At 70.6% G+C, this 21557-nt stretch carries 15 protein-coding genes and 5 pseudogenes; 10 read left to right on the plus strand and 10 right to left on the minus strand.

Translation table 11 applies throughout. The features are described from left to right. Position 1: 1 nt before the first annotated feature. Together AB5L52_RS37855 and AB5L52_RS37860 are read left to right on the plus strand one after the other, a co-directional pair. Entirely contained in the window at positions 2 to 415 is a 414-nt protein-coding gene (locus tag AB5L52_RS37855) for a DUF742 domain-containing protein (protein WP_351020047.1), read from the plus strand. A 272-nt stretch (positions 416 to 687) separates the two neighbouring features. Beyond that, positions 688 to 1290 carry an ATP/GTP-binding protein gene (locus tag AB5L52_RS37860; protein ID WP_351020049.1) on the plus strand — a complete coding sequence of 201 codons (603 nt, stop codon included), beginning with the start codon at positions 688 to 690 and terminating at the stop codon, positions 1288 to 1290. Between the two features lie 9 nt (positions 1291 to 1299). On the opposite strand, the gene AB5L52_RS37865 is transcribed toward AB5L52_RS37860, so the two are convergent. Continuing rightward, complete coding sequence (locus AB5L52_RS37865; RefSeq protein WP_369367904.1) at positions 1300 to 1728, minus strand: PPOX class F420-dependent oxidoreductase; 429 nt, start codon at positions 1726 to 1728, stop codon at positions 1300 to 1302. 89 nt (positions 1729 to 1817) lie between these two features. On the opposite strand from AB5L52_RS37865, the gene AB5L52_RS37870 reads away from it, so the two are divergent. Together AB5L52_RS37870 and AB5L52_RS37875 are read left to right on the plus strand one after the other, a co-directional pair. Further along, positions 1818 to 2231 (plus strand): roadblock/LC7 domain-containing protein, encoded by a 414-nt coding sequence (locus tag AB5L52_RS37870; protein WP_023552660.1) that lies wholly within the window; start codon positions 1818 to 1820, stop codon positions 2229 to 2231. A 126-nt stretch (positions 2232 to 2357) separates the two neighbouring features. Continuing rightward, positions 2358 to 3143: pseudogene (locus tag AB5L52_RS37875) on the plus strand (DUF6397 family protein); the annotation flags it as partial. Positions 3144 to 3611: 468 nt separating this feature from the next. On the opposite strand, the pseudogene AB5L52_RS37880 reads toward AB5L52_RS37875, so the two are convergent. Continuing rightward, positions 3612 to 3785: pseudogene (locus AB5L52_RS37880) on the minus strand (acyl-CoA thioesterase II); the annotation flags it as partial. A gap of 119 nt (positions 3786 to 3904) precedes the next feature. Then, a pseudogene (locus AB5L52_RS37885) lies at positions 3905 to 4027 on the minus strand (IS701 family transposase); the annotation flags it as partial. A gap of 343 nt (positions 4028 to 4370) precedes the next feature. Between AB5L52_RS37885 and AB5L52_RS37890 the strand changes: the two are divergent. Further along, on the plus strand, positions 4371 to 6521 hold the full coding sequence (locus AB5L52_RS37890) for a recombinase family protein (protein WP_369367905.1): 2151 nt from the start codon (positions 4371 to 4373) through the stop codon (positions 6519 to 6521). A 92-nt stretch (positions 6522 to 6613) separates the two neighbouring features. On the opposite strand, the pseudogene AB5L52_RS37895 reads toward AB5L52_RS37890, so the two are convergent. Then, positions 6614 to 6899, minus strand: a pseudogene (locus AB5L52_RS37895) (transposase); the annotation flags it as partial. Positions 6900 to 7072: 173 nt separating this feature from the next. Between AB5L52_RS37895 and AB5L52_RS37900 the strand changes: the two are divergent. Beyond that, positions 7073 to 7714: pseudogene (locus AB5L52_RS37900) on the plus strand (substrate-binding domain-containing protein); the annotation flags it as partial. A 52-nt stretch (positions 7715 to 7766) separates the two neighbouring features. On the opposite strand, the gene AB5L52_RS37905 reads toward AB5L52_RS37900, so the two are convergent. Together AB5L52_RS37905 and AB5L52_RS37910 are read right to left on the minus strand one after the other, a co-directional pair. After that, positions 7767 to 8636 (minus strand): acyl-CoA thioesterase II, encoded by an 870-nt coding sequence (locus tag AB5L52_RS37905; protein ID WP_351020053.1) that lies wholly within the window; start codon positions 8634 to 8636, stop codon positions 7767 to 7769. 40 nt (positions 8637 to 8676) lie between these two features. Further along, complete coding sequence (locus AB5L52_RS37910) at positions 8677 to 11190, minus strand: DEAD/DEAH box helicase (RefSeq protein ID WP_369367906.1); 2514 nt, start codon at positions 11188 to 11190, stop codon at positions 8677 to 8679. A gap of 145 nt (positions 11191 to 11335) precedes the next feature. Here AB5L52_RS37910 and AB5L52_RS37915 point away from each other — a divergent pair, with 145 nt between their 5' ends. Then, complete coding sequence (locus tag AB5L52_RS37915) at positions 11336 to 12130, plus strand: metal-dependent hydrolase (protein WP_351020057.1); 795 nt, start codon at positions 11336 to 11338, stop codon at positions 12128 to 12130. Between the two features lie 70 nt (positions 12131 to 12200). Here AB5L52_RS37915 and AB5L52_RS37920 read toward each other — a convergent pair whose 3' ends face one another. From AB5L52_RS37920 to AB5L52_RS37935, 4 genes are all read right to left on the minus strand, one after another. Then, positions 12201 to 12464: a type B 50S ribosomal protein L31 gene (locus AB5L52_RS37920; protein ID WP_369367907.1), complete on the minus strand. Its 264-nt coding sequence runs from the start codon at positions 12462 to 12464 to the stop codon at positions 12201 to 12203. Between the two features lie 39 nt (positions 12465 to 12503). Then, on the minus strand, positions 12504 to 12974 hold the full coding sequence (locus AB5L52_RS37925; RefSeq protein WP_351020061.1) for a DUF5709 domain-containing protein: 471 nt from the start codon (positions 12972 to 12974) through the stop codon (positions 12504 to 12506). Between the two features lie 593 nt (positions 12975 to 13567). Continuing rightward, the gene (locus tag AB5L52_RS37930) at positions 13568 to 15349 is read right to left on the minus strand and encodes an ABC transporter ATP-binding protein (protein ID WP_369367908.1); all 1782 of its coding nucleotides are present in this window, start codon (positions 15347 to 15349) and stop codon (positions 13568 to 13570) included. Continuing rightward, the gene (locus AB5L52_RS37935; protein WP_369367909.1) at positions 15346 to 17151 is read right to left on the minus strand and encodes an ABC transporter transmembrane domain-containing protein; all 1806 of its coding nucleotides are present in this window, start codon (positions 17149 to 17151) and stop codon (positions 15346 to 15348) included. Before AB5L52_RS37935 ends, AB5L52_RS37930 begins: the two co-directional genes overlap by 4 nt. 291 nt (positions 17152 to 17442) lie before the next feature. Between AB5L52_RS37935 and AB5L52_RS37940 the strand changes: the two genes are divergently transcribed. The 3 genes from AB5L52_RS37940 (at position 17443) to AB5L52_RS37950 (ending at position 21545) form a co-directional block, all read left to right on the plus strand. After that, positions 17443 to 18177, plus strand: a complete 735-nt coding sequence (locus tag AB5L52_RS37940) for a L,D-transpeptidase family protein (protein WP_369369032.1) — start codon at positions 17443 to 17445, stop codon at positions 18175 to 18177. A gap of 181 nt (positions 18178 to 18358) precedes the next feature. Beyond that, positions 18359 to 19969: a peptide-N4-asparagine amidase gene (locus AB5L52_RS37945; RefSeq protein ID WP_369367910.1), complete on the plus strand. Its 1611-nt coding sequence runs from the start codon at positions 18359 to 18361 to the stop codon at positions 19967 to 19969. 166 nt (positions 19970 to 20135) lie between these two features. Then, positions 20136 to 21545, plus strand: a complete 1410-nt coding sequence (locus tag AB5L52_RS37950; RefSeq protein WP_369367911.1) for a cation:dicarboxylase symporter family transporter — start codon at positions 20136 to 20138, stop codon at positions 21543 to 21545. Positions 21546 to 21557 lie beyond the last annotated feature (12 nt).

The raw sequence follows: 21557 nt of genomic DNA on the forward strand, positions 1-21557 counted from the left end.
GATGACCGAGAACCGGACCGGCGGCCTGCGGGAGCCGGGCAGCCAGTGGTACGACGGCGAGGCCGGACCACTGGTGCGCCCCTACGCGATGACGGGCGGGCGCACCCAGCCGGGACCCACGGGGGTGCGCTTCGACCTGATCGCCCTCGTCACCCTCGACCCCGCGGCGCCGGCGCTCGACGGCGACACCGCGTTCGGCCCCGAACACCGGACCCTGATCGAGCTGTGCCGTACCGAGACACAGTCCGTCGCCGAACTCGCGGCGGACGCGGACCTCCCCGTCGGCGTGGTCAGGGTGCTGCTCGGCGACCTCCTGGAACTGGGCTGCGTGGTCATCAGCCGCCCCGTGCCCCCGGCGCAGCTGCCCGACGAACGGATTCTGCGCGAGGTCATCGAGGGATTGCGAGCGCTGTAGATGAACGTTCAGAACTCGCCGTGCACCGCGCCGCGTGCGGCTCCATGCGCCGATCCGTACGCGTCGCATCCTGGTCCGTACGCGTCGTCCGCCGATCCGAGCGCGTGGGATCCCGATCCGTGCGCACTGCGCCGCCGACCGGGTCCGAGTCGGTCACATCAGGTGCGTTTCGGTCCAACCGCCCCGAGAAACGGCCCCGTTGTCATGATGCTGCCTTCATCCCCGCGTCAGGCGGACGCCGACCGCAGCCGGCCCTCCCGAGAGAAGTGATCATGGTCACCGAGCACTCCGAAGCCGTCGACGACACCTCCGCCCTGGCACTGAAGATACTGGTCGCCGGCGGGTTCGGCGTCGGCAAGACGACCCTGGTCGGCGCCGTCAGCGAGATCCGGCCGCTGCGCACCGAGGAACTCCTCAGCGAGGCAGGGCAGCTGGTGGACGACACCGACGGCGTGGACCAGAAGGTCACCACCACTGTCGCCATGGACTTCGGCCGCATCACCATCCGCTCAGGCCTGTCCCTGTACCTCTTCGGCACCCCGGGACAGGACCGCTTCTGGTTCCTGTGGGACGAGTTGTCCCAAGGCGCCCTCGGCGCCGTCGTTCTCGCCGACACCCGGCGCCTGGAGGACTGCTTCCCCGCGGTCGACTACTTCGAGCACCGGCGCATCCCGTTCGTGGTGGCCGTCAACTGCTTCGCGGGAGCCCGCGCCCACGGTGCCCACGACGTCTCCCGTGCCCTCGACCTCGACCGTGGCACCCCCGTGGTGCTGTGCGACGCGCGCGACCGGGACTCCGGCAAGGAAGTCCTGATCCGGCTCGTCGAGTACGCCGGGCGGATGCACACCGCCCGGCTGCTGGACTCGGTCGGCTGAGCCCGGCGCTCAGGCCGCCAGATCCTTCACGGCCACCACCTTGTCGACCGTGACACGGACCAGCAGCTCACCCGGAACGCCGTTGCGGGCGCCGTACTCTTCGGCGCGGTCCTCGCCCATGTACCGGGCGGCGATCGTGGTGGCCCAGTGACGCACCTCGTCCAGGTCCTCCGACAGCCGTGCGCTGCCGTTCAGCACCACGAAGTGGAACGGCGGCCGATCGTCGTCCACACATAGGGCGATCCGTCCGTCGCGGGCGAGATTGCGCCCCTTTACGGTGTCCTTACCGGTGTTGAAGACCAGTTCGTCCCCGTCCAGCAGAAACCAGATCGGGGCCACATGAGGGCTCCCATCGGCGCGAACGGTGGACAGCTTGCCGGTCCGGGTGCCGTTCGAGACGAACGCCCGCCATTCCTCGTCGGTCATCTTCTGTGCCATACGCCCATCTTGCTTGCCCGGACGCCGGTCGTGGGGAAGGCTGGCGCAGAGTTCCTCCAGCCAGGGGGAGATCACACGGGGAGACGGAGATGGGGCAGAACCAGGGACTCGGATGGCTCCTGGACGATCTGACCGAGCGGGTGGACCATGTGCGGCACGCGTTGGTCCTGTCGAACGACGGACTGGTCACCGGGGCGAGTACGGGCCTGCGCCGGGAGGACGCCGAGCATCTGGCCGCCGTGGCGTCCGGGCTGCACAGCCTGGCCAAGGGGTCGGGGCGCCACTTCGGCGCGGGCAGAGTGCGCCAGACCATGATCGAGTACGACGACGCGGTGCTGTTCGTGACCGCGGCCGGCACCGGCAGCTGCCTGTGCGTGCTCAGCGGTGCGGAGGCCGACATCGGTCAGATCGCCTACGAGATGACCCTCCTCGTCAATCGCGTCGGCGAACATCTCGGCGTGGACGCCAGGCAACCCGAGCGAACCCCCATCAAAGACGCTTGACCTGCGGATTCTCCTTCCCTCGTGGAGTTATCCACAGGCTCGCCACGACTGGCGGCGAATTGGCTACGGTGTGTGCACGGCGAACGCACAGGGCGTGAGCCAAGGACTTCGCGGGGGAGTACGACCATGTCTGCAAGCACCGCCAGCCCGCCCCGGCCCATGACCTGCACCCTGAGCCATGCGGCTCGGGAACTGGAGCTGAAACGAGGCGAGTTCGACCTCGCTGTCCACCTCGGCCACATCCGGACCGTGCCCGACGAGGGCGGGGGAGGAGGCCGGAGGGTGGAGCGCGCGGAGATCGACCGCCTGCGCGCACAGGAGGGCCACCCGAAAACTCTGCGTGATCGCGTGCGGGTGGTGGGTACGACGGAGGGCGCCGCGCTCATGGAGATCCCGGCCGGCCGCTTCACCCGCTTCGCCCGACTGGGCCTGCTCGTGCCGGTGAAGTGGTACCTGAACCGCTACAGGGTCGTGGTCTGGCTCTATCTGGCGGAAGACCTGCGCGCGTTCACCTCGGACGCCGAGAACGCGCATCTGTTCAAGGGGCGCACTCCCGAGAACCTGCGCGGCCAGCTGGAGGCCGGGGTGGACCTGCGCGCCCGAAACTGGCGAGGACGCCACCTCGGGTTTCTGCTGCGTCAAGTCGGCGAGCCGTGGGCCCGGGCCGGAGCCGTGGCCGCGTTCCTCTCACCTGTCGAGATCGCCGACGTCGTCAGGGACCCGTACGAGCGTGCCTTTCTGAACCGGTTCCGTCCCGCGCCACCCGGCCAGGGCACTCCGGGATCGCCTGCCGCGCACCTCGCCGAGCGGATCACGACGGCGCAGGACGCGGACGAGATCGCATGGTTGCGCAGCGAACTGGCCCAAGTGCTAGAGGAGGCCCGCGCCCTCGCACCGGCCCCACGCCCGGCCGCCCGCCGCACCGCACCGCCCCCGCGAGCAGCCGCACGGCCCATCCCCTCCATGGCCCGAACGGTCACACGAGGCGCGGAGCCGACAGCACGGGCGTGGCCGACCCTCGGCGAAGAGCCGACCGGAGTGCACGCACCCGAGCCACTGCTGGAGCCGTCCGAGCCGAAGACCGAGGCGGCGGCGCGGGCGTCTGGGCCGAAGACCGGGCCGGTGGCGGGGGCGTCCGGGCCGAACGGAGAGCCGCTGCCGGCAACGTCCGAGCCGATGGACGAGCCCGTGACCCGGGCGTTCGAGTGGCACCGCACGCCGGTGGTGCTGCAGGCCGCGCCGCCCCCGGTCCGCAGGGGGCGCCGTCGGGAGTCGGCCCCGACGCGCCCCGACCGCGGCCTGCGGGCTTGGCTACGTCGGAGAAGCCCTCGCACTGCCCGGGTGTGAACCCATCCGGTCGAGACTCCGGCCGACGGCTCGCTACAGGGACCTGAACAGGCCCTCCTGGACGACCGAGACAAGCAGACGCCCCAGCGGGTCGTAGATGCGCCCGCGGCGGGCCAGACCGCGCCCGCCGATGGCGATGGGCGACTCCTGGTCGTACGGGAACCACTCGTCCGCACGGAACGGCCGGTGGAACCACACCGCGTGATCGCGGCGTGCAGGGCGGCGGCGGGGTTCAGCTGCCAGCAGGCGATGGATCTCGGCTGGCGTGAGGTCCACGAGGTCGGGTGTGTCGGTCTGGGCCCCCCCTTTTCGTGCTCCTGCACGGCCATCACCGCAAGGACGGCGTGGGCGAGCATGATGGGCCGGTACCAGCCCACAGAGCGGCGGACTTCGTACTGGTCCAGGCCGCACTCGTTCTTCGCGCTCTGGAAGCACTCCTCAATCTGCCAAGCACACTGCACCTATGAATGGGTATCAAGTAGGTGATGTGCCAGTAATCGGACGTGAGGGGCTGTTGCGGCTGGTCGCGGTGGTCGAGCGGCTGCGGGCTCGTCAAGGTGAAGAGGAGAGCGAGTCGTCGTGGACGACGCAGGGGGCGGCTGCCCCAGAGCCTGACCAGTCAGGGCCTGGGCGCGGAAGTGTGGGCGGGGCTGCCGGAGGTGAACCGGCTGCTGGCGGTGCGATGGCTGGCGGTGTTGGCGGGCCGGGCTCTGCCGGACATGGCTCCGTCGGTGAGCGGTGAGGCGTACCGGTCATGACGGTGCTGATGCCGTAGAGCGGTCGGGGAGCAAGGTGAGCGACCGGCAGCTGACCAGGCTCGCGGTCGTGTATGTGCGGCAGTCCAGCATGCAGCAGGTCGCGGATCATCAGGAGTCGACGCGGTTGCAGTACGCGCTGGTGGACAGGGCGGTCGCGCTGGGCTGGCCTGCCTCGCGGGTGGTGGTGATCGATGAGGACCTGGGTCGTTCCGGGGCGAGTGCGGTCGCACGCTCGGGGTTCCAGCGCCTGGTCACCGAGATCGGGCTGGACCATGTCGGCCTGGTGCTGGGCATCGAGATGTCTCGCCTGGCACGATCGGGGAAGGACTGGTACCAGCGCATCGAGTTGTGCGCCCTGTCCGGTGCGCTGCTGGCGGACACCGACGGGGTCTACGACCCAGCGGAGCACAATGACCGGTTGCTGCTGGGACTGAAGGGGACGATGGCCGAGGCCGAACTCCATCTGATCAAGCAGCGCATGCAGACCGGGCGGGTGAGCAAGGCCCGCCGCGGAGAACTGGCCGTGCCGCTGCCGATCGGCTACGTGCGCCGGCCGTCCGGCGAGGCGGTCCTCGACCCGGACGAGCAGGCACAGACCGTGGTGCGGCTGGTCTTCACGAAGTTCGCCGAGCTCGGCACCCTGCATGCGGTGCTGCGCTGGCTGGTCGAGCACGGGATCGAACTGCCCGTGAGGTTACGCCGGGGCCCGGACAAGGGCGAGCTGGAGTGGCGGCGGCCGAACCGGATGACGCTGCAGTGCATGCTGCACAGTCCGGTCTATGCCGGGATCTACGCCTACGGGCGCCGCAGGGTCGAGCACCGCCGGCAGCAACCGGGGCGCCCCTCCACGGGCAGGGTGGTGCGCGGTGAGGAGGAGTGGCTGGTGTTCATCCCCGACGCCCTGCCCGCCTACATCACCGTCGAGCAGTACCGGGCCAACCTGGCTCGGCTTCAGGCCAACGCTGCCCGGGCCGAGGCCCCCGGCACGGTCCGCAGCGGCCCCGCGCTGCTGGCCGGGCTGGTGCGCTGCGGTCGCTGCGGCAAGCGCATGACCGTGCGCTATCACCAGCAGGCGGGCGGCACCCGCCCCGACTACGTGTGCGCCCGGCAGATGACCGACTACGGGGCCGGCGACCGTTGCCAGGCACTGAACGGGGCCTGCGTGGACGCCTTCGTGACCGCCCATGTCCTGGCCGCGCTGGCCCCGGCCGCGCTTGAGGTCTCTTTACGTGCGGCCGAGCATGTCCTGGCCGAACGGGCCGAGCTCGAGAAGATCTGGTCCCAGCGGCTGGAACGCGTTGCGATCAGCGTCGACCGGGCCCGGCGCTGTTACCGCCTTGCCGAGCCCGAGAACCGCCTGGTCGTACGGCAGTTAGAAAAGGACTGGGAACAGGCCCTTGTCGCCCAGCAGACCCTGCAGGAGGAGTACGACCGCTTCACCCTGACCCGTCCGCGCACCCTCACTGCCGCCGAGCAGCAGGCCATCACCGCGCTCGCCGGCGACATCGAAGGCTTGTGGAGTGCACCGACGACAACCACCACCGATCGCAAAGAAATCATCCGCGCGCTCGTGGAGCAGGTCACCGTCACCGTGCTGGGCACCAGCGAACGGGTCACCGTCACCATCACCTGGGCCGGCGGCCAGACCACCACCGACGAGACCGCCCGCCCCGTCGCCCTCCTGCAACAGCTCAGCTACTTCCCGCAGATCAAGGAACGTGTCCGCGAGCTGGCCGGACAGGGACACCGCCCCGAGGCGATCGCCCGGCGCCTGCACGCAGAGGGCTTCCGCCCGGCCCGAGGACGCGGGAACCGGATCAGCGCCACCGCGGTCAAGGAGATCCTGCGCGAACTCGGCTGCCTGCAGCCGCCCGCCCGCACCCGGTCGGCCCCGCCACCCGGCGAAGAACCCGGCCGCGATGAATGGTGGCTGGAAGACCTCGCCGCAGAACTCGACATGCCTGCAGTCACCCTCTACTCGTGGATCTACCGCGGCTGGGTGAACGCCCGCAAAGAGTCCCGGCGCCCCTACCGCTGGATCCTCCACGCCGGACCCACCCAACTCGCCGAACTCCGCGAGCGACGCACCCGCCCGCCCGGCTGGTACACCCGACTCCGCTGGACCGACACCGAACCACCCCTCCCGGCCCAAGACGGAGATCAAACAGCCAGTTCCCATTTATGAGTGCACTGTGGTTGACACATCTCGATCCGCCAGCGGCATCCGGCGAGGAGGTGGTCGATGTGCGAGCTATGGACGGGCTGGGACTTGGGCACGGCGACCACGTAGGAGGGGCCGCGGTCTTCGAGGAGGCGCCGGAAATGCGATTCCTGGCCGTAGGCGGGATCCGCGGTGACCCAGGCGATGGGGAGCCGGGAGGCCAGGGCGCGCAGGATCATCCCTCGGGCGAGCTGGCGATTCTCCGTTCGCCCGGCGGTGCCGGAGTACTGGCGCTGCACCCCCGCGGAAGTGGTGCCCGTTTTTCACGAAGCCGGTGTCGTCGAGGATCAACACGCCGTCTGTCTGGCCGAGTTGTTCGGCCACGTATGCCTGGAGGCCGTCGCCAGGCCGTCACTGTCCCAGCCGGCTGTGGGAGAGCAGATGGTGCAGGCCGTGTGGGAATGCTCGCAGCGCTGTCATTACATCCGGCGCGGGCACACGTTCGCGGGACGGCCGGCCCAAGACCGTTCCGCCCATGTCGAACTACCGGCGAGGCGCCGAGCAGCCCCCCGGCGCCGGTGCATCTGGCCGGGCCCGCGGAGTTCCTGAGCGGCACCGGCCTCAAGGTGCCGGCCCCGCTGGTCGCACAGGGCGTACGGCTACGGGTGGCCATTGGACTGACCGAACCGCTGCTCGAAGAGCTGCGGGCCGGACGCCACGACCTCGTCGTCGCCACCCGGCGGCCCCACGGCCGGACGCTGCACGCCGAACTCCTCGCCGACGAGGTATTCGTCCTGGTCGCCGCCCCGGCATGGGCCGAACGGCTCAAGGGCCGGGAGCTGCCCATCGCCCTGGAGTGCCTCCCGCTGATCGCCTACGCCGAGGACCTGCCCATCGCCCGCCGCTACTGGCGTCACGTCTTCGACCGCCGCCTGCACACCCAGGCCGCGATCACCATCCCCGACATGCGCGGCGTCCTCACCGCCGTCACCGCCGGCGCCGGCTGGAGCGTCCTGCCCAGCTAGCTGTGCCGCACCGAACTCGCCTCCGGCGTCCTGCAGCTGCTGCACCAGCCGCACGACCCGGGGATCAACACCGCCTACCTGGTCCGACGCCCGGGCAGCCCCACCAACCCCCACCTGATCCTGGTCGGCAAGCACCTGCTGGCCGCCGCCAGAACCTGGCGAGCCGGCCCAGCGGCGTCGGCGCCCGCCTAGACGCCCCTGCTTCATTCTCGGCAAGAACGTCGACGATTGGTGAAACCGCAGGTCAGCCCAGCTTGCGGAACAGCCCCTCCTGCACCACGGACACGATCAGCTGCCCCTCCAAGTTGTAGATGCGGCCCCGGGCCAGACCTCGGCCACCCACCGCGATCGGCGACTCCTGGTCGTACAGGAACCACTCGTCCGCGCGGAACGGCCGGTGGAACCACATGGCGTGATCCAGCGAGGCCAGGTCGAAGTTCCGCGCACCCCACAGGGGTTCGACCGGGATACGGACCGCGTCCAGGAGGGTCATGTCGCTGGCGTAGGTCAGCGCGCATGTGTGGACCAGCGGGTCGTCGCCGAGCGGTCCGACCGCACGCATCCACACCGCGCTGCGCGGCTCGGCGCCCTCGATCTCCTCGGCGTTCCAGCGCAGCCGGTCGACATAGCGGATGTCGAAGGGCTGGCGGCGCGCCATCCGCTCCAGCTGCTCCGGCAGCGCGCCCAGATGCTTGCGGATCTCCTCGGAGACCGTCGGCAGCGACTCCGGGTGCGGCACCTCGCGGGCAGGCGGCAGCTGATGCTCGAACGATCCTTCCTCAGGCTTGTGAAAGGACGCGGTCAGATTGAAGATCGTGCGCCCCTGCTGTACGGCCGTGACCCGGCGCGTGGTGAACGACCGGCCGTCGCGGACCCGCTCCACCTGGTACACGATCGGCACCCCGGGGCGGCCCGGGCGCAGGAAGTACGCGTGCAGGGAGTGCACCGGGCGGTCGCCCTCCGTGGTCCGGCCGGCGGCGACCAGCGCCTGGCCCGCCACCTGGCCGCCGAAGACCCGCTGCAGGGACTCCTGCGGGCTCCGGCCACGGAAGATGTTGACCTCGATCTGTTCGAGGTCGAGCAGGTCGACCAGTCTCTCGGCCGGGTTCGTCATCGGTGGGATTCTCCTTGGCTCACAACGGGTCGCGAACGGCTTACAGCTGGCCGACCTCGGTGACGCGGACGACCGCACGGCCCTCGGCGTCCGAGGCCGCGAGGTCGATCTCCGCGCTGATGCCCCAGTCGTGGTCGCCGTTCGGGTCGTCGAAGATCTGACGGACGCGCCAGAGGCCGTTCTCCGGCTCCTCCTTGATGACCAGCAGCTTGGGGCCGCGGGCGTCGGGGCCGGTGCCGAGATCCTCGTACTCGTCCCAGTACTTGTCCATCGCCTCGCCCCAGGCGTCTGCGTCCCAGCCGGACTCGGCGTCCAGCTTGCCGAGCTCCTCGACCTGATCCAGGGCGGCCAGCTCCACACGGCGGAACATGGCGTTGCGGACCAGGACCCGGAACGCGCGCGCGTTGGCGGTGACCGGCTTGACCTCGTCGGCCTTCTCCTGGGCCTCTTCGGCGGTCATCTCCTCCGGGTTCGCGAGCTGCTCCCACTCGTCCAGCAGGCTGGAGTCCACCTGGCGCACCATCTCGCCCAGCCACTCGATCAGATCCTGCAGGTCCTCGGACTTGAGGTCGTCCGGGATGTTGTGGTCGAGGGTCTTGTAGGCGCTGGCGAGGTAGCGCAGCACGATGCCCTCGGTGCGAGCCAGCTCGTAGAAGGACACCAACTCGGTGAAGGACAGCGCCCGTTCGTACATGTCCCGGATGACGGACTTCGGCGACAGCGGATGGTCGCCGACCCACGGGTGGCTCTTGCGGTAGGTGTTGTACGCGTGGAAGAGCAGCTCTTCCAGCGGCTTCGGGTACGTGATGTCCTGGAGGCGCTCCATGCGCTCCTCGTACTCGACGCCGTCCGCCTTCATCGCGGCCACGGCCTCGCCGCGTGCCTTGTTCTGCTGGGCGACGAGGATCTGCCGTGGATCGTCCAGGGTGGACTCGACCACGGACACCATGTCGAGGGCGTAGGAGGGCGACTCGGGGTCGAGGAGTTCGAACGCGGCGAGCGCGAACGTGGACAGCGGCTGGTTGAGTGCGAAGTCCTGCTGCAGGTCGACCGTGAGGCGGACGATCCGGCCCTCGGCGTCGGGCTTGTCGAGTTTCTCCACGATCCCGCCGTCGAGCAGCGAGCGGTAGATCGCGATGGCCCGGCGGATGTGCCTGAGCTGCTGCCTGCGCGGCTCGTGATTGTCCTCCAGGAGGTGACGCATCGCCTTGAACGCGTTGCCCGGGCGGGCGATCACCGACAGCAACATCGTGTGCGTCACCCGGAAACGCGAGGTCAGCGGCTCCGGATCCGAATCGATCAGCTTCTGGAAGGTGTTGTCCGTCCAGCCGACAAAGCCCTCCGGCGCCTTCTTGCGCACCACCTTGCGCCGCTTCTTCGGGTCGTCGCCGGCCTTGGCCAGCGCCTTCTCGTTCTCGATGACGTGCTCGGGCGCCTGTGCCACGACCAGTCCCGCCGTGTCGAAGCCGGCCCGGCCGGCCCGGCCCGCGATCTGGTGGAACTCCCGGGCGCGCAGGGTGCGCACCCGGCTGCCGTCGTATTTCGTGAGGGCGGTGAACAGCACCGTGCGGATCGGCACGTTGACGCCCACGCCGAGGGTGTCCGTGCCGCAGATGACCTTCAGCAGTCCGGCCTGGGCGAGCTTCTCCACCAGGCGTCGGTACTTGGGCAGCATGCCGGCGTGGTGGACGCCGATGCCGTGCCGGACGTAACGGGAGAGGTTGCGGCCGAACTTGGTGGTGAAGCGGAAGTTGCCGATCAGCTCGGCGATCTGGTCCTTCTCCTCGCGCGAGCACATGTTGATGCTCATCAGCGCCTGTGCCCGCTCCACGGCCTGCGCCTGCGTGAAGTGCACGATGTACACCGGCGCCTGCCTGCTCTCCAGCAGGTCGGTGAGGGTCTCGGTGAGCGGGGTGAGCTGGTACTCGTAGGAGAGCGGCACCGGGCGGGTCGCCGAACGGACCACCGAAGTGGGGCGGCCGGTACGGCGGCTGAGGTCCTTCTCGAAGAACGACACATCGCCCAAAGTGGCCGACATCAGGATGAACTGCGCCTGGGGGAGCTCCAGCAACGGGATCTGCCAGGCCCAGCCGCGATCGCCCTCCGCGTAGAAGTGGAACTCGTCCATGACGACCTGGCCGATGTCCGCGTTCTTGCCGTCGCGCAGCGCGATCGACGCCAGCACCTCGGCGGTGCAGCAGATCACGGGGGCGTCGGCGTTCACGGAGGCGTCGCCGGTGAGCATGCCGACGTTCTCGGTGCCGAAGATCTTGCACAGCTCGAAGAACTTCTCCGACACCAGCGCCTTGATCGGGGCCGTGTAGAAGGTGACCTCGTCCCGTGCCAGCGCGGCGAAGTGGGCGCCCGCGGCGATCATGCTCTTGCCGGAGCCGGTGGGGGTCGAGACGATCACGTTCGCCCCGGAGACCACCTCGATCAGCGCCTCCTCCTGGTGCGGGTAGAGGGTGAGGCCGCGCTCCTGCACCCACGACTCGAAGGCTTCGTACAGGGCGTCGGGGTCGGCGGTCGGCGGGAGCTGATCGATGAGGGTCACGGACCCATCTTGCCTGCCCTTGTCCTCAAGAGGGGAATCGACTGCGAGAGCGAAGATCACGGACGCTACGCTGGGTCGCCGACGGAGCGTCAGCGCACCGGGTCAACTGGACAGCGGCACACGAGGAATGGAGCGGGAAGCGGCCATGATGGGACCAGCACACTCACTGTCGGGGGCCGCGGCGTGGCTCGGCGTCGGAGCGGCCGCCGCGGCGACGGGGCACCCGATGCCCTGGCCGGTCCTCCTCGTCGGGGCGCTGATCTGTGCCGGTGCCGCACTCGCCCCGGACCTCGACCACAAGGCGGCGACCATCTCGCGCTCCTTCGGGCCGATCTCCCACTGGATCTGCGAGATCGTGGACAAGCTGTCCTACGCCGTCTACAAGGCGACCAGGATGAAGGGCGACCCGCGCCGCAACGGCGGCCACCGCACACTGACGCACACCTGGCTGTGGGCGGCCCTGCTCGGTGCCGGCTGCTCGGCGGCGGCGATCGCGGGCGGCCGCTGGGCGGTGCTGGCGATCCTCTTCGTGCACATGGTGCTGGCGATCGAGGGTCTGCTGTGGCGGGCGGCCCGGGGTTCCAGTGCGGACGTCCTGGTCTGGCTGCTGGCCGCGACCAGCGCGTGGATCCTCGCGGGGGTCCTGGACAAGCCCGGCAACGGCTCCGACTGGTTGTTCACCGCGCCGGGCCAGCCGTACCTGTGGCTGGGGCTGCCGGTGGTGCTGGGCGCGCTGGTGCACGACATCGGGGACGCGCTGACGGTCTCGGGCTGCCCGATCCTGTGGCCGATCCCCGTCGGCCGCAAGCGCTGGTATCCCCTGGGGCCGCCGAAGGCGATGCGGTTCCGGGCCGGGAGCTGGGTGGAGCTGAAGGTGCTGATGCCGCTGTTCATGCTGCTCGGCGGAATAGGCTGCGCGGCGGCCCTCAACGTGATCTGAGGTGCCCCTCACCACCGGGGCGTCCTACACCTCGAGGCGCCCGGCACCTGACCCGAGGCACCGCTCGCCATCAGGTCGCCTCGCCGGACTCCGCCCCGCCGTACCGGCGCTCGAAGCGGGCGATGCGGCCCTCGGTGTCGACCGTGCGGGCCTTGCCCGTGTAGAAGGGGTGGCTCTCCGAGGAGATCTCCACGTCGATCACCGGGTAGGTCCGGCCGTCGTCCCACTCGATGGTCTGCTCGCTCTGCGCGGTCGAGCGGGTCAGGAAGGCGTAGCCGGCGGCGCGGTCACGGAAGACCACGGCGTGGTAGCCGGGGTGCTTGTCCTGCTGCATGGCGGCTCCTCGTCCGGGGCGGGGCAGGGGATGTATGGGTCAGCCGGACAGCGATTCCTCGTCGACTATGTGCATCGCGGCTTCCTCGGCGGAGGCGGCGGCGCCGTCGATGCCGACGTCGGTGGCGACGAGGGCGGCCTCTTCGTCCTCGTGCGCTCCCTCGTCCGGGGCCACCAGCCGGCCGGAGCGCAGGTTGCCGACCTCGTTGTCGAGGAGTTCTCCGTCGGTTCCGGAGCAGTCGCCGAGGTCGTCGCCGTCCGGCGTGGCCAGGTCGGGCTGCTCCTCGGCGAGCCGCTGGTCGAGGGTCTCGCCCGCCTGGCGCTCAGCCGCCGTCACACCGCTGTGTTCCACCGCCCAGGGACGCTCCGGAGGGGACCAGCCGCGGTCGAGCGGGTCCTCGACGCCGTCGAAGTCCAGTGTGTCCTCGACGTCGAGCACCCCCGAGTCCTCCCGGATCTCCGAGGAATCGGGCTGGTAGACATCGTCCCCCCAGCTGTCGGCGCGGTCCACGAGTACCTCCAGGTGGTGAGGACGGCCATGTGCCACCGCAGCGGGCGGCGGGCCGCCGGCACGCGCGGCACGGGTGTCACACGCCGTGAACCGGGTGGTTCCGAGACGTTCCCCGAGCCGGTGCCGTTCTCCAGCCTTCCACCCCAGCTCGGCACCGCGCAACGGCACGGACGCGGCTCAGTGCACGCACCCGTGCACCGGCGTCCGGCAGCCGCCGGAGTCCACCCCTTCGGCGCGGCCCGGCGACCCCGAGCGTCGGCAGACTGCACGGCGCATCGGCCCGCCTCGGCCTGGTGGCTCCAGACGTTCGGCAGGCTTCACTGCGTGCTGGCGCGTCGCGACGGGCCGGCCTCAGGCACGGAAAGACGGCACCGTGCGGCCGGCCCGACGCGGCCCGGCCTCCAGCGTCGGCAGGCCCCACCGCACGCCGACTCGCCGCGGCCCGGCTGCGTCAGGCCCTGGCGGTGGTGGCCACGGCACCCGGCGGTGCCGTCCCGGGCACTGTCTGCGGCGCAGCCGCGGTGATCACGGTGACCGGCGCCGTCGGCCGGCGTTGCGCCGCGGCATCGGGCATCCGCGCACCGGGCGCATCCTCACCCGTGCCAGGACCGCCACAGTGCCGCGTACGCGCCGTCCGCCGCGACCAGGTCGTCGTGGCTGCCCAGCTCGCTGATGCGGCCGTTCTCCACGACGGCGATCACGTCGGCGTCATGGGCGGTGTGCAGGCGGTGTGCGATGGCGACGACGGTGCGGCCGTCCAGCACCCGGGCCAGGGAGCGTTCCAGATGCCGGGCCGCACGCGGGTCCAGCAGCGAGGTCGCCTCGTCCAGGACCAGCGTGTGCGGATCGGCCAGCACCAGCCGGGCCAGTGCGATCTGCTGGGCCTGCGCCGGGGTCAGCGCGAGACCACCGGACCCGACCTCGGTGTCCAGGCCGTCGTCCAGGGCCCGGGCCCAGCCGTCCGCGTCGACCGCGCCCAGCGCCGCCCACAGCTCGGCGTCCTTGGCACCGGTCCGGGCCAGCCGGAGGTTGTCCCGCAGGGAGCCGACGAAGACGTGGTGCTCCTGGTTGACCAGGGCGACGTGGGAGCGGACCCGTTCCGCGGGCATCCGGGACAGTTCCGCGCCGCCCAGGGTGATCCGCCCGTCGCGGGGTGCGTAGATCCCGGCGAGCAGCCTGCCCAGGGTGGACTTGCCCGCACCCGAGGGGCCGACCAGGGCCAGCCGGGTGCCCGGGGCGACCTCCAGGGACACCTTGCGCAGCACGTCGACACCCTCGCGGTAGCCGAAGTGCACCCGGTCGGCGTGCACCTCCCGGCCGTCCGGCGCCAGCGCAGCGTCCCCGGCGTCCGGCTCGATGTCCCGCACACCGACCAGCCGGGCCAGCGACACCTGGGCGACCTGCACCTCGTCGTACCAGCGCAGGATCAGGTTCACCGGGTCGACGAGCATCTGCGCGAGAAGGGCGCCCGTGGTCAGCTGCCCCACCCCGATCCAGCCGCGCAGGACGAACACCCCGCCGACCATGAGGACCGAGCCGAGCACGATCACATGGACGGCGTTGATGACCGGGAAGAGCACGGACCGCAGCCAGAGTGTGTACCGCTCCCAGGCCGTCCACTCCTTGATCCGCCGCTCCGACAGCGCGATGCGGCGGGCGCCGAGCCGGTGCGCCTCGACGGTGTGGCCCGCGTCCACCGTCTCGGCGAGGGCGGCGGCGACGGCCGCGTATCCGGCGGCCTCGGAGCGGTATCCGGCAGGTGCCCGCCTGAAGTACCAGCGGCAGCCGATCACGAGCACCGGCACGGCGAGCAGCACGGCTGCCGCCAACGGCGGAGCCGTCACGACGAGCCCGCCGAGCAGCAGCAGGGCCCATACGAAACCGATCGCCAGCTGCGGCACCGCCTCGCGCATCGCGTTGGCCAGGCGGTCGATGTCGGTGGTGATGCGGGAGAGCAGGTCGCCGGTGCCCGCCCGTTCCAGCACGCCCGGCGGCAGCCCGACCGACCGGACGAGGAAGTCCTCGCGCAGGTCGGCCAGCATCCGCTCGCCGAGCATCGCGCCCCGCAGCCGCACCTGCCGTACGAACACGGCCTGCACGGCCAGCGCGAGCACGAACAGCCCGGCGGTCAGGCCGAGATGAAGCTCCCTGGACCGGTCCGACACCCGCTCGACCAAGCCGCCGAGCAGGTACGGACCCACCATGGAGGCGATCACGGCCACCGTGTTCACGCCGATGAGCAGCAGGAACGCCCGGCGGTGCCGGCGGAACAGCTCGGCGACATAGCCGCGCACGGTCGCGGCCGCACCGACGGGCAGGGTGGTGGCGGTCGTCGGGGCCGCCGGGTCGTACGCCGGCGGTGCAACGCCGATCATGCGCTCTCCTCGATCTCTTTCCGTTCCTGGTTCGCGCCCACAAGGGCAGCGTCGTCGGCCATGGCCAGTTCGTCGTCCGTCTCGCGCGTGACCACGGCCCGGTATCGGGGCTCGCTGCCGATCAGCTCGCGGTGCACTCCGACTGCCACGACCTCGCCCTCATGGACCAGGGCGACCCGGTCCGCGCGATCCAGCAGCAGCGGTGAGGAGGTGAACACCACCGTCGTGCGTCCCGAGCGCAGCCGGCGCAGCCCGTCCGCGATCCGTGCCTCGGTGTGCGAGTCGACCGCGGACGTCGGCTCGTCCAGCACCAGCACCTCGGGGTCGGTGATCAGCGACCGGGCCAGTGCCAGCCGCTGGCGCTGGCCGCCGGACAGGGACCGTCCGCGCTCGGTGATCCGGGCGTCCATCGGGTCCACGGCGTCCAGTGAGCCCTGGACGAGCGCGTCCAGGACGTCGTCGCACTGCGCCGCGGCCAGCGCGTCCGTGGCCTCAACGGTTCCGGAGGTCGGCACGTCGAGCAGCTCGCGCAGCGTGCCGGACAGCAGCACCGGTTCCTTGTCCTGGACGAGGACGGCGGTACGGGCGCTGTCCAGCGGGAGCTCGTCCAGGGCGATACCGCCGAGCAGCACCGAGCGGCCCTGCTCGGACGCGTGGCCGCCCAGCCGCGCCGCGAGCCTGCCCGCGGCATCCGGGTCGCCGCAGACCACGGCGGTGAGCCGGCCGGCGGGAGCCAGCAGACCGGTGACCGGGTCGTACAGATCGCCGCCCGGCACCTCTGCCGCACGGGTGCCCTCGGTGGCCGTCGACCGCTCCAGTGACAGCACCCGGGCCGCCCGTTTGGCCGACGGGCGCGAGAAGGAGTACGCCATGGCGATCTCCTCGAAGTGCCGCAGCGGGTAGTTCAGAACCATGACCGCGCTGTAGACGGTGACGAGTTCGCCGACGGTGATCCGGCCCTGGCGGGCCAGCTGGATGCCGTGCCAGACGACGGCGATGAGCAGCAGTCCGGGCAGCAGCACCTGAATGGCGGAGATCAGCGACCACATCCGGGCGCTGCGCACCGCGGCGTGCCGTACCTCCTGCGAGGCACGGCGGTAGCGGTCGAGGAACAGCTCCTCGCCGCCGATGCCGCGCAGCACACGCAGCCCGGCGACCGTGTCCGAGGCCAGCTCGGTGGCCCGGCCCGCCTTTTCGCGCTGCACGTCGGCACGGCGGGTCGCGCGGGGCAGCAGTGGCAGCACCGCGAGCGCCACCACCGGCAGTCCGACGGCGACGACCACGCCCAGGGCGGGCTGGTAGACGGCGAGGGCGACACAGACCACCACGACCGTCAGCGCGGCCGCGGTGAACCGGGAGACCGCCTCGACGAACCAGCCGATCTTCTCGACGTCGCCGGTGGAAACAGCCACCACCTCGCCGGCGGCGACCCGCCGGGTCAGGGCGGAGCCCAGCTGGACGGCCTTGCGAGCCAGCAGTTGCTGGACGCGGGCGGCGGCCGTGATCCAGTTGGTGACGGCGGTGCGGTGCAGGAAGGTGTCACCGAGGGCGATGCCCGCGCCGCACAGCAGCATCAGACCACCCGTCAGGGCGAGCCGGATGCCGGAGCGGTCGACTACCGCCTGGACGGCGAGGCCCACACAGAAGGGCAGGGCCGAGACGGCGACGAAGTGCAGCAGGCCCCAGGCGAGTGACTTCAGCTGACCGCCCAGCTGGTTCCGCCAGAGCCACCACAGGAATCGGGGGCCCGAACGTGCGTCCGGGACGCCCGGATCGGAGTACGGAAGGTCTTGAATCTGCATGAGGTCTCAGTGGCTCGTGTCAGGAGGAAGGGACGGGGATACAGGGGAGGCAAGGGAGGGGGACGGGAGGAGAGGGGAGGGGACGTGGGGAGGCGGCTGGAAGCGGTGACGAGACGTGAAAGGTTCGCGTCGCCGAGTGGTGAATTTCAAACGGTTTTCCTGACGAAGCGGTGAAATCCACCGGCTTCCGGCCATGCGGCCGGGAGGCCGTCACCCGAATGTCCAGAAGATCGCACTATCGACCCGTATGTGATCCACGATGGTCGTGTGCTGATGGACAACGTGTGGCGAATGACGGTCGCGGTGACGGCCTTTGGGACGCTCATGACGACTCTGTCCGCGTGCGGGATCGATGCCTCCGGTCCGGCTCGCGCCGGCGGGGCGGCGGGCCCCCGCGGGCAGGCCCCACGCACCCCGATGGTGTCGACCGTCCCCGTGACCGACCCAACTCGCATCCCGGGCGTCGGCGACCGGCTGTACCGGTACATCCCCCAGGACTCCGGCCAGGTCCTCGTGGTGTACGGCGAAGGCGAGAACTCGCCCTACTCCACGGCCGTGCTGTACATGCGGGAGGGGCCGGAGTGGCGGCCGATGGCCACGTGGCCGGCGCACAACGGCCGGAACGGCTGGACCCGAGCCCATCGCGAGGGTGACGGGCGCAGTCCCGTCGGCGTGTTCGGCCTCTCCGACGCGGGCGGTGTGCTCGACAACCCCGGCACCAGGCTGCCGTACCTCCAGGACCCGAACTCCTTCGCGCCCCCGAACCGGGGCGAGGCGCATCAGCACGACTTCGACTACGTCATCGCCATCGACTACAACCGTCGCCCGGGCCGCCCGCCGGACGACGGCGCACGCCCCGAGGGTGACGCGAAGGGTGGCGGCATCTGGCTGCACCTCGACCACGGTGACGGCACGTCCGCATGCGTCAGCGTCCCCAAGGACGCCATGCAGTTCCTGCTGCGCACGCTCGATCCGGCCCGGCATCCGGTGATGGTGATGGGCGACAGGGAGGAACTGCGCGCCTGACGCACCAGCACCTCGTGCGCTTCAGACGGTCTTTCCAAGACTGCCGCTGACGTCAGCGTGCCGAAGGCGCATCTCGGCGCCGACAGGCCTCTGGGCCGATCGGGCCCGATCAGGCCCGATCACGCCGTTCTTCCCGACGCGTCATTGCGGGCCGGCCCCGACTCCCCGTAGAACACCGGCCATGAGTAGACGGATAGTCATGTCCATGCTCGCCGGAGTGACCCTCCTGGCGGGCGCGTTCTTCGGCACCGGAGCCGCCGTCGCCCAAGCGGCCGACGTTCCGCCCGAGTTCGGTACCGGCTGGCACGACCCCATTACCGCGGCCCCGCCCGTCGACCGGCCGCACACCACGTCGTGCCAGGTCACCCTTGCCGACGCCCAGTTCCGCGACTTCACGCCCTACCGCGGTGCCTACACCCCGCCCCAGGGCTGCGGCGACCACTGGAGCAAGGTCGTGCTGCGGCTCGACGGCAAGGTGAAGGGCCGTCAGTACGACCGCCTCGGCTATCTGCACGTCGGCGGCGTCGAGATCCTGCGTACCTCCACTCCCGAGCCCTCGCCCGACGGCATCGCATGGCATGCCGAGAAGGACGTCACCCGTTACAGCGACACCTTCCGCAGCCCGCAAGACGTCGAGATGCTGATCGGCAACACGGTCGACGGCACATACACCGGCGTCATCGATGTGCACGTCACCCTGACCTTCTACGCGGGGCGCCCCGCCGAGCGGACCCCCGACCGCGTCCTCACGCTCGCCGACTCGCCCGACGGTACGACCCTCACCACCCCGCGCAACAGCGAGCGGATCGTCGCCGAGGTCTACGCGACCGGTTCGGGCGGCGGCTGCGAGGAGTTCTGGTATCTCACCGTGGCCGACCCGGCGTCGTACTCCTGCAAGGCCGATCACGGTCCCTACCGTGAGGTGCAGATCAAGGTCGACGGCCAACTCGCCGGAATCGCCGCGCCGTTCCCGAACGTCTGGACCGGCGGCTGGTCCAACCCCTTCCTCTGGTACGTCCTCCCGGCGCCGGGCGCCTTCGACGTGCGGCCCATCGCATACGACCTCACGCCGTTCGCGGGTCTGCTCGACGACGGCCGTCCGCATCGCGTCGACGTGTCCGTCGTCGGCGTGCCCGCGGGCCAGTCGGGCTGGAGCGCGCCGGTGAACGTCCTGGTCTGGCAGGACGCGCACCGCGCCCAGGTCACCGGCGCGCTCACCGCGCACAAGGCGACGGACATCGCCAACTCCTCGACCTACACGCCCGGTTCGGAGAACCGCGTGAACACCGACGCCGGGCACCGGCTCACGGTGTCCGGCTACCTCGACACCTCGCACGGCCGGGTGACCACCACCGTCGCACGGACGCTCGCCAACACCTCCGTCCACCGCTGGACCGACGGCGAGAACACGGACGGACTGGACGCGACGTGGTCCGACGACCAGACGGTCACCGTCGGCGGACAGGGGCCCGCGCGGACGACGCACACCCACCGCACGTACACCATGAACGGTGCCACGACCATCGGCACGGACAACCGGCTGCGCACCGTGCTGACGCTCGGCGACCGCGCGTCCGTCGTGGAGCTGCGGGACGGCCGGCGCACCGCGTGGTCGCGGCTCGACGACACCTACAGCGGCGACGCCGCGTACACGATGAACGTCCCGCGCGATCAGCGGCACGCGGTCGGCACGTCGAGCGAGCGCTATCGGCTGTACGGCTCCGACGGCTGCTACGACCATGCGCTGACCACGGTTCAGGGGGTGTTGACGGAGGACCGCTACCGCTGTTGAGCAGGGCGATGTGGAGTGCGCCACTCGCGCGGTGATTTACCTGGCTGTGACACGGGTGTCTCCGCGGGGATCGACAACGGCTCCAGAGTGATCGACACGGAAGCCGCCTTCCGTATCGCAGAAGTCCCGTTCGGCCTCTGCGAGTCGACGCCCTCTAGGAGTGCCCGTGCCGCAGTCCGTACTGTCCCTGCCGCGACGCGTCGCACGCATACTGCGTACCTCCCTCTTCGCGCAGGTCGCCTGCGCGCTCGTGCTCGGCATCGTCGTCGGGAAGCTGTGGCCGGAGTCGGCCACGGCTTTCCAGCCGCTCGGCGACGGTTTCCTACGCCTGATCAAGGCGGTCATCTCGCCGCTGGTGTTCTGCGTGGTCGTCGTCGGCATCGCCAAGGCCGGTGACCTGAAGGCCTTCGGGCGGATCGGGCTGAAGGCCCTGGTCTGGTTCGAAGTGGCGTCCACGGCCGCCCTGCTCCTCGGCCTGGCCGCCGCCAATGTGGCCGGTCCCGGCACCGGGATGCATGTGGACCCCGCGAAGCTCGACGCCTCGGCGGTCGACCGGCAGACCCAGGGCGGCGCGCTGCCGTCCACGACCGAGTTCGTCCTGAACGCCCTGCCGAACAGTGCCGTCGGGGCCTTCGCGGACAACGCGCTGCTGCAGGTCCTCGTCCTGGCCTGTCTGGTCGGTGCGGCACTGCTCCACCTCGGTCACACCAGAGTCCCGAAGATCTTGCCGGCGATCGAGCAGGCGCAGGAGGTCGTCTTTGCCGTCGTCGGCTTCGTCATGCGGCTCGCGCCGCTCGCCGTGTTCGGCGCGATGGTCCACCTCGTCGGGCAGTACGGCCTCGGGGTCGTGCAGACCTACGGCAAGCTCATCGTCCTGTGCTACGCCGTCGCCGCGGTCTTCCTCGTGCTGCTCGGGGTCGCGCTGCGGCTGGTCAGCGGACTGAGCCTGTGGAAGTTCGTGCGCTACACCCGGGAGGAGCTGCTGCTCGCTCTCGGTACGGCCTCCAGCGAGAGCGTCATGCCGCGCATGATGCAGAAGCTGCGGCAGGCCGGCTGCCGGGACGACGCCGTGGGCCTGGTGCTGCCCACCGGCTACTCCTTCAACCTCGACGGCGCCTCGATCTACCTCTCCATCGGCACCCTGTTCATCGCGCAGGCGGTGGGCGTCGACCTCGACCTGGGCCGTCAGATCACGGTCGTCCTCGTGCTCATGCTGACCAGCAAGGGCATGGCGGGTGTGCCCGGTTCGGCCTTCCTCGCGCTGTCCGCGACCGCGACCTCGCTGGGCGTCGTCCCCGCCGGAGCGGTCGCCCTGCTGCTCGGCGTCGACCGGATCATGGATTCCATGCGGGTCACCACCAACCTGCTCGGCAACTGCGTCGCCGTCTTCGCGGTCTCCCGCTGGGAGGGCGCGCTGGACACGGCGCGGGCCAAGAAGGTGCTGGACGGCGGGATTGCCTGCGCGGTCGGCGAAGGCCCGGAGGCGGAATCTGCCGCATCCGACGAGGGCTCTGGGGCGGAGTCCACCGTGGAGAAACGGTCCACTGCCAAGGAGCCCGCGCCGGAAGCGGGGTGATCGTGCGCCGAC

It is taken from the genome of Streptomyces sp. CG4, from assembly GCF_041080655.1.
In the GTDB taxonomy this organism is placed as follows: domain Bacteria; phylum Actinomycetota; class Actinomycetes; order Streptomycetales; family Streptomycetaceae; genus Streptomyces.

Bases quoted from the DNA above. Each gene is read 5' to 3' on its own strand.
- AB5L52_RS37905 (WP_351020053.1), bottom strand. From the start codon at position 8,636: ATGACGAACCCGGCCGAGAGACTGGTCGACCTGCTCGACCTCGAACAG.
- AB5L52_RS37935 (WP_369367909.1), bottom strand. From the start codon at position 17,151: ATGCAGATTCAAGACCTTCCGTACTCCGATCCGGGCGTCCCGGACGCA.
- AB5L52_RS37870 (WP_023552660.1), top strand. From the start codon at position 1,818: ATGGGGCAGAACCAGGGACTCGGATGGCTCCTGGACGATCTGACCGAG.
- AB5L52_RS37860 (WP_351020049.1), top strand. From the start codon at position 688: ATGGTCACCGAGCACTCCGAAGCCGTCGACGACACCTCCGCCCTGGCA.
- AB5L52_RS37945 (WP_369367910.1), top strand. From the start codon at position 18,359: ATGAGTAGACGGATAGTCATGTCCATGCTCGCCGGAGTGACCCTCCTG.
- AB5L52_RS37855 (WP_351020047.1), top strand. From the start codon at position 2: ATGACCGAGAACCGGACCGGCGGCCTGCGGGAGCCGGGCAGCCAGTGG.
- AB5L52_RS37930 (WP_369367908.1), bottom strand. From the start codon at position 15,349: ATGATCGGCGTTGCACCGCCGGCGTACGACCCGGCGGCCCCGACGACC.
- AB5L52_RS37920 (WP_369367907.1), bottom strand. From the start codon at position 12,464: ATGCAGCAGGACAAGCACCCCGGCTACCACGCCGTGGTCTTCCGTGAC.
- AB5L52_RS37940 (WP_369369032.1), top strand. From the start codon at position 17,443: ATGACGGTCGCGGTGACGGCCTTTGGGACGCTCATGACGACTCTGTCC.
- AB5L52_RS37915 (WP_351020057.1), top strand. From the start codon at position 11,336: ATGATGGGACCAGCACACTCACTGTCGGGGGCCGCGGCGTGGCTCGGC.
- AB5L52_RS37865 (WP_369367904.1), bottom strand. From the start codon at position 1,728: ATGGCACAGAAGATGACCGACGAGGAATGGCGGGCGTTCGTCTCGAAC.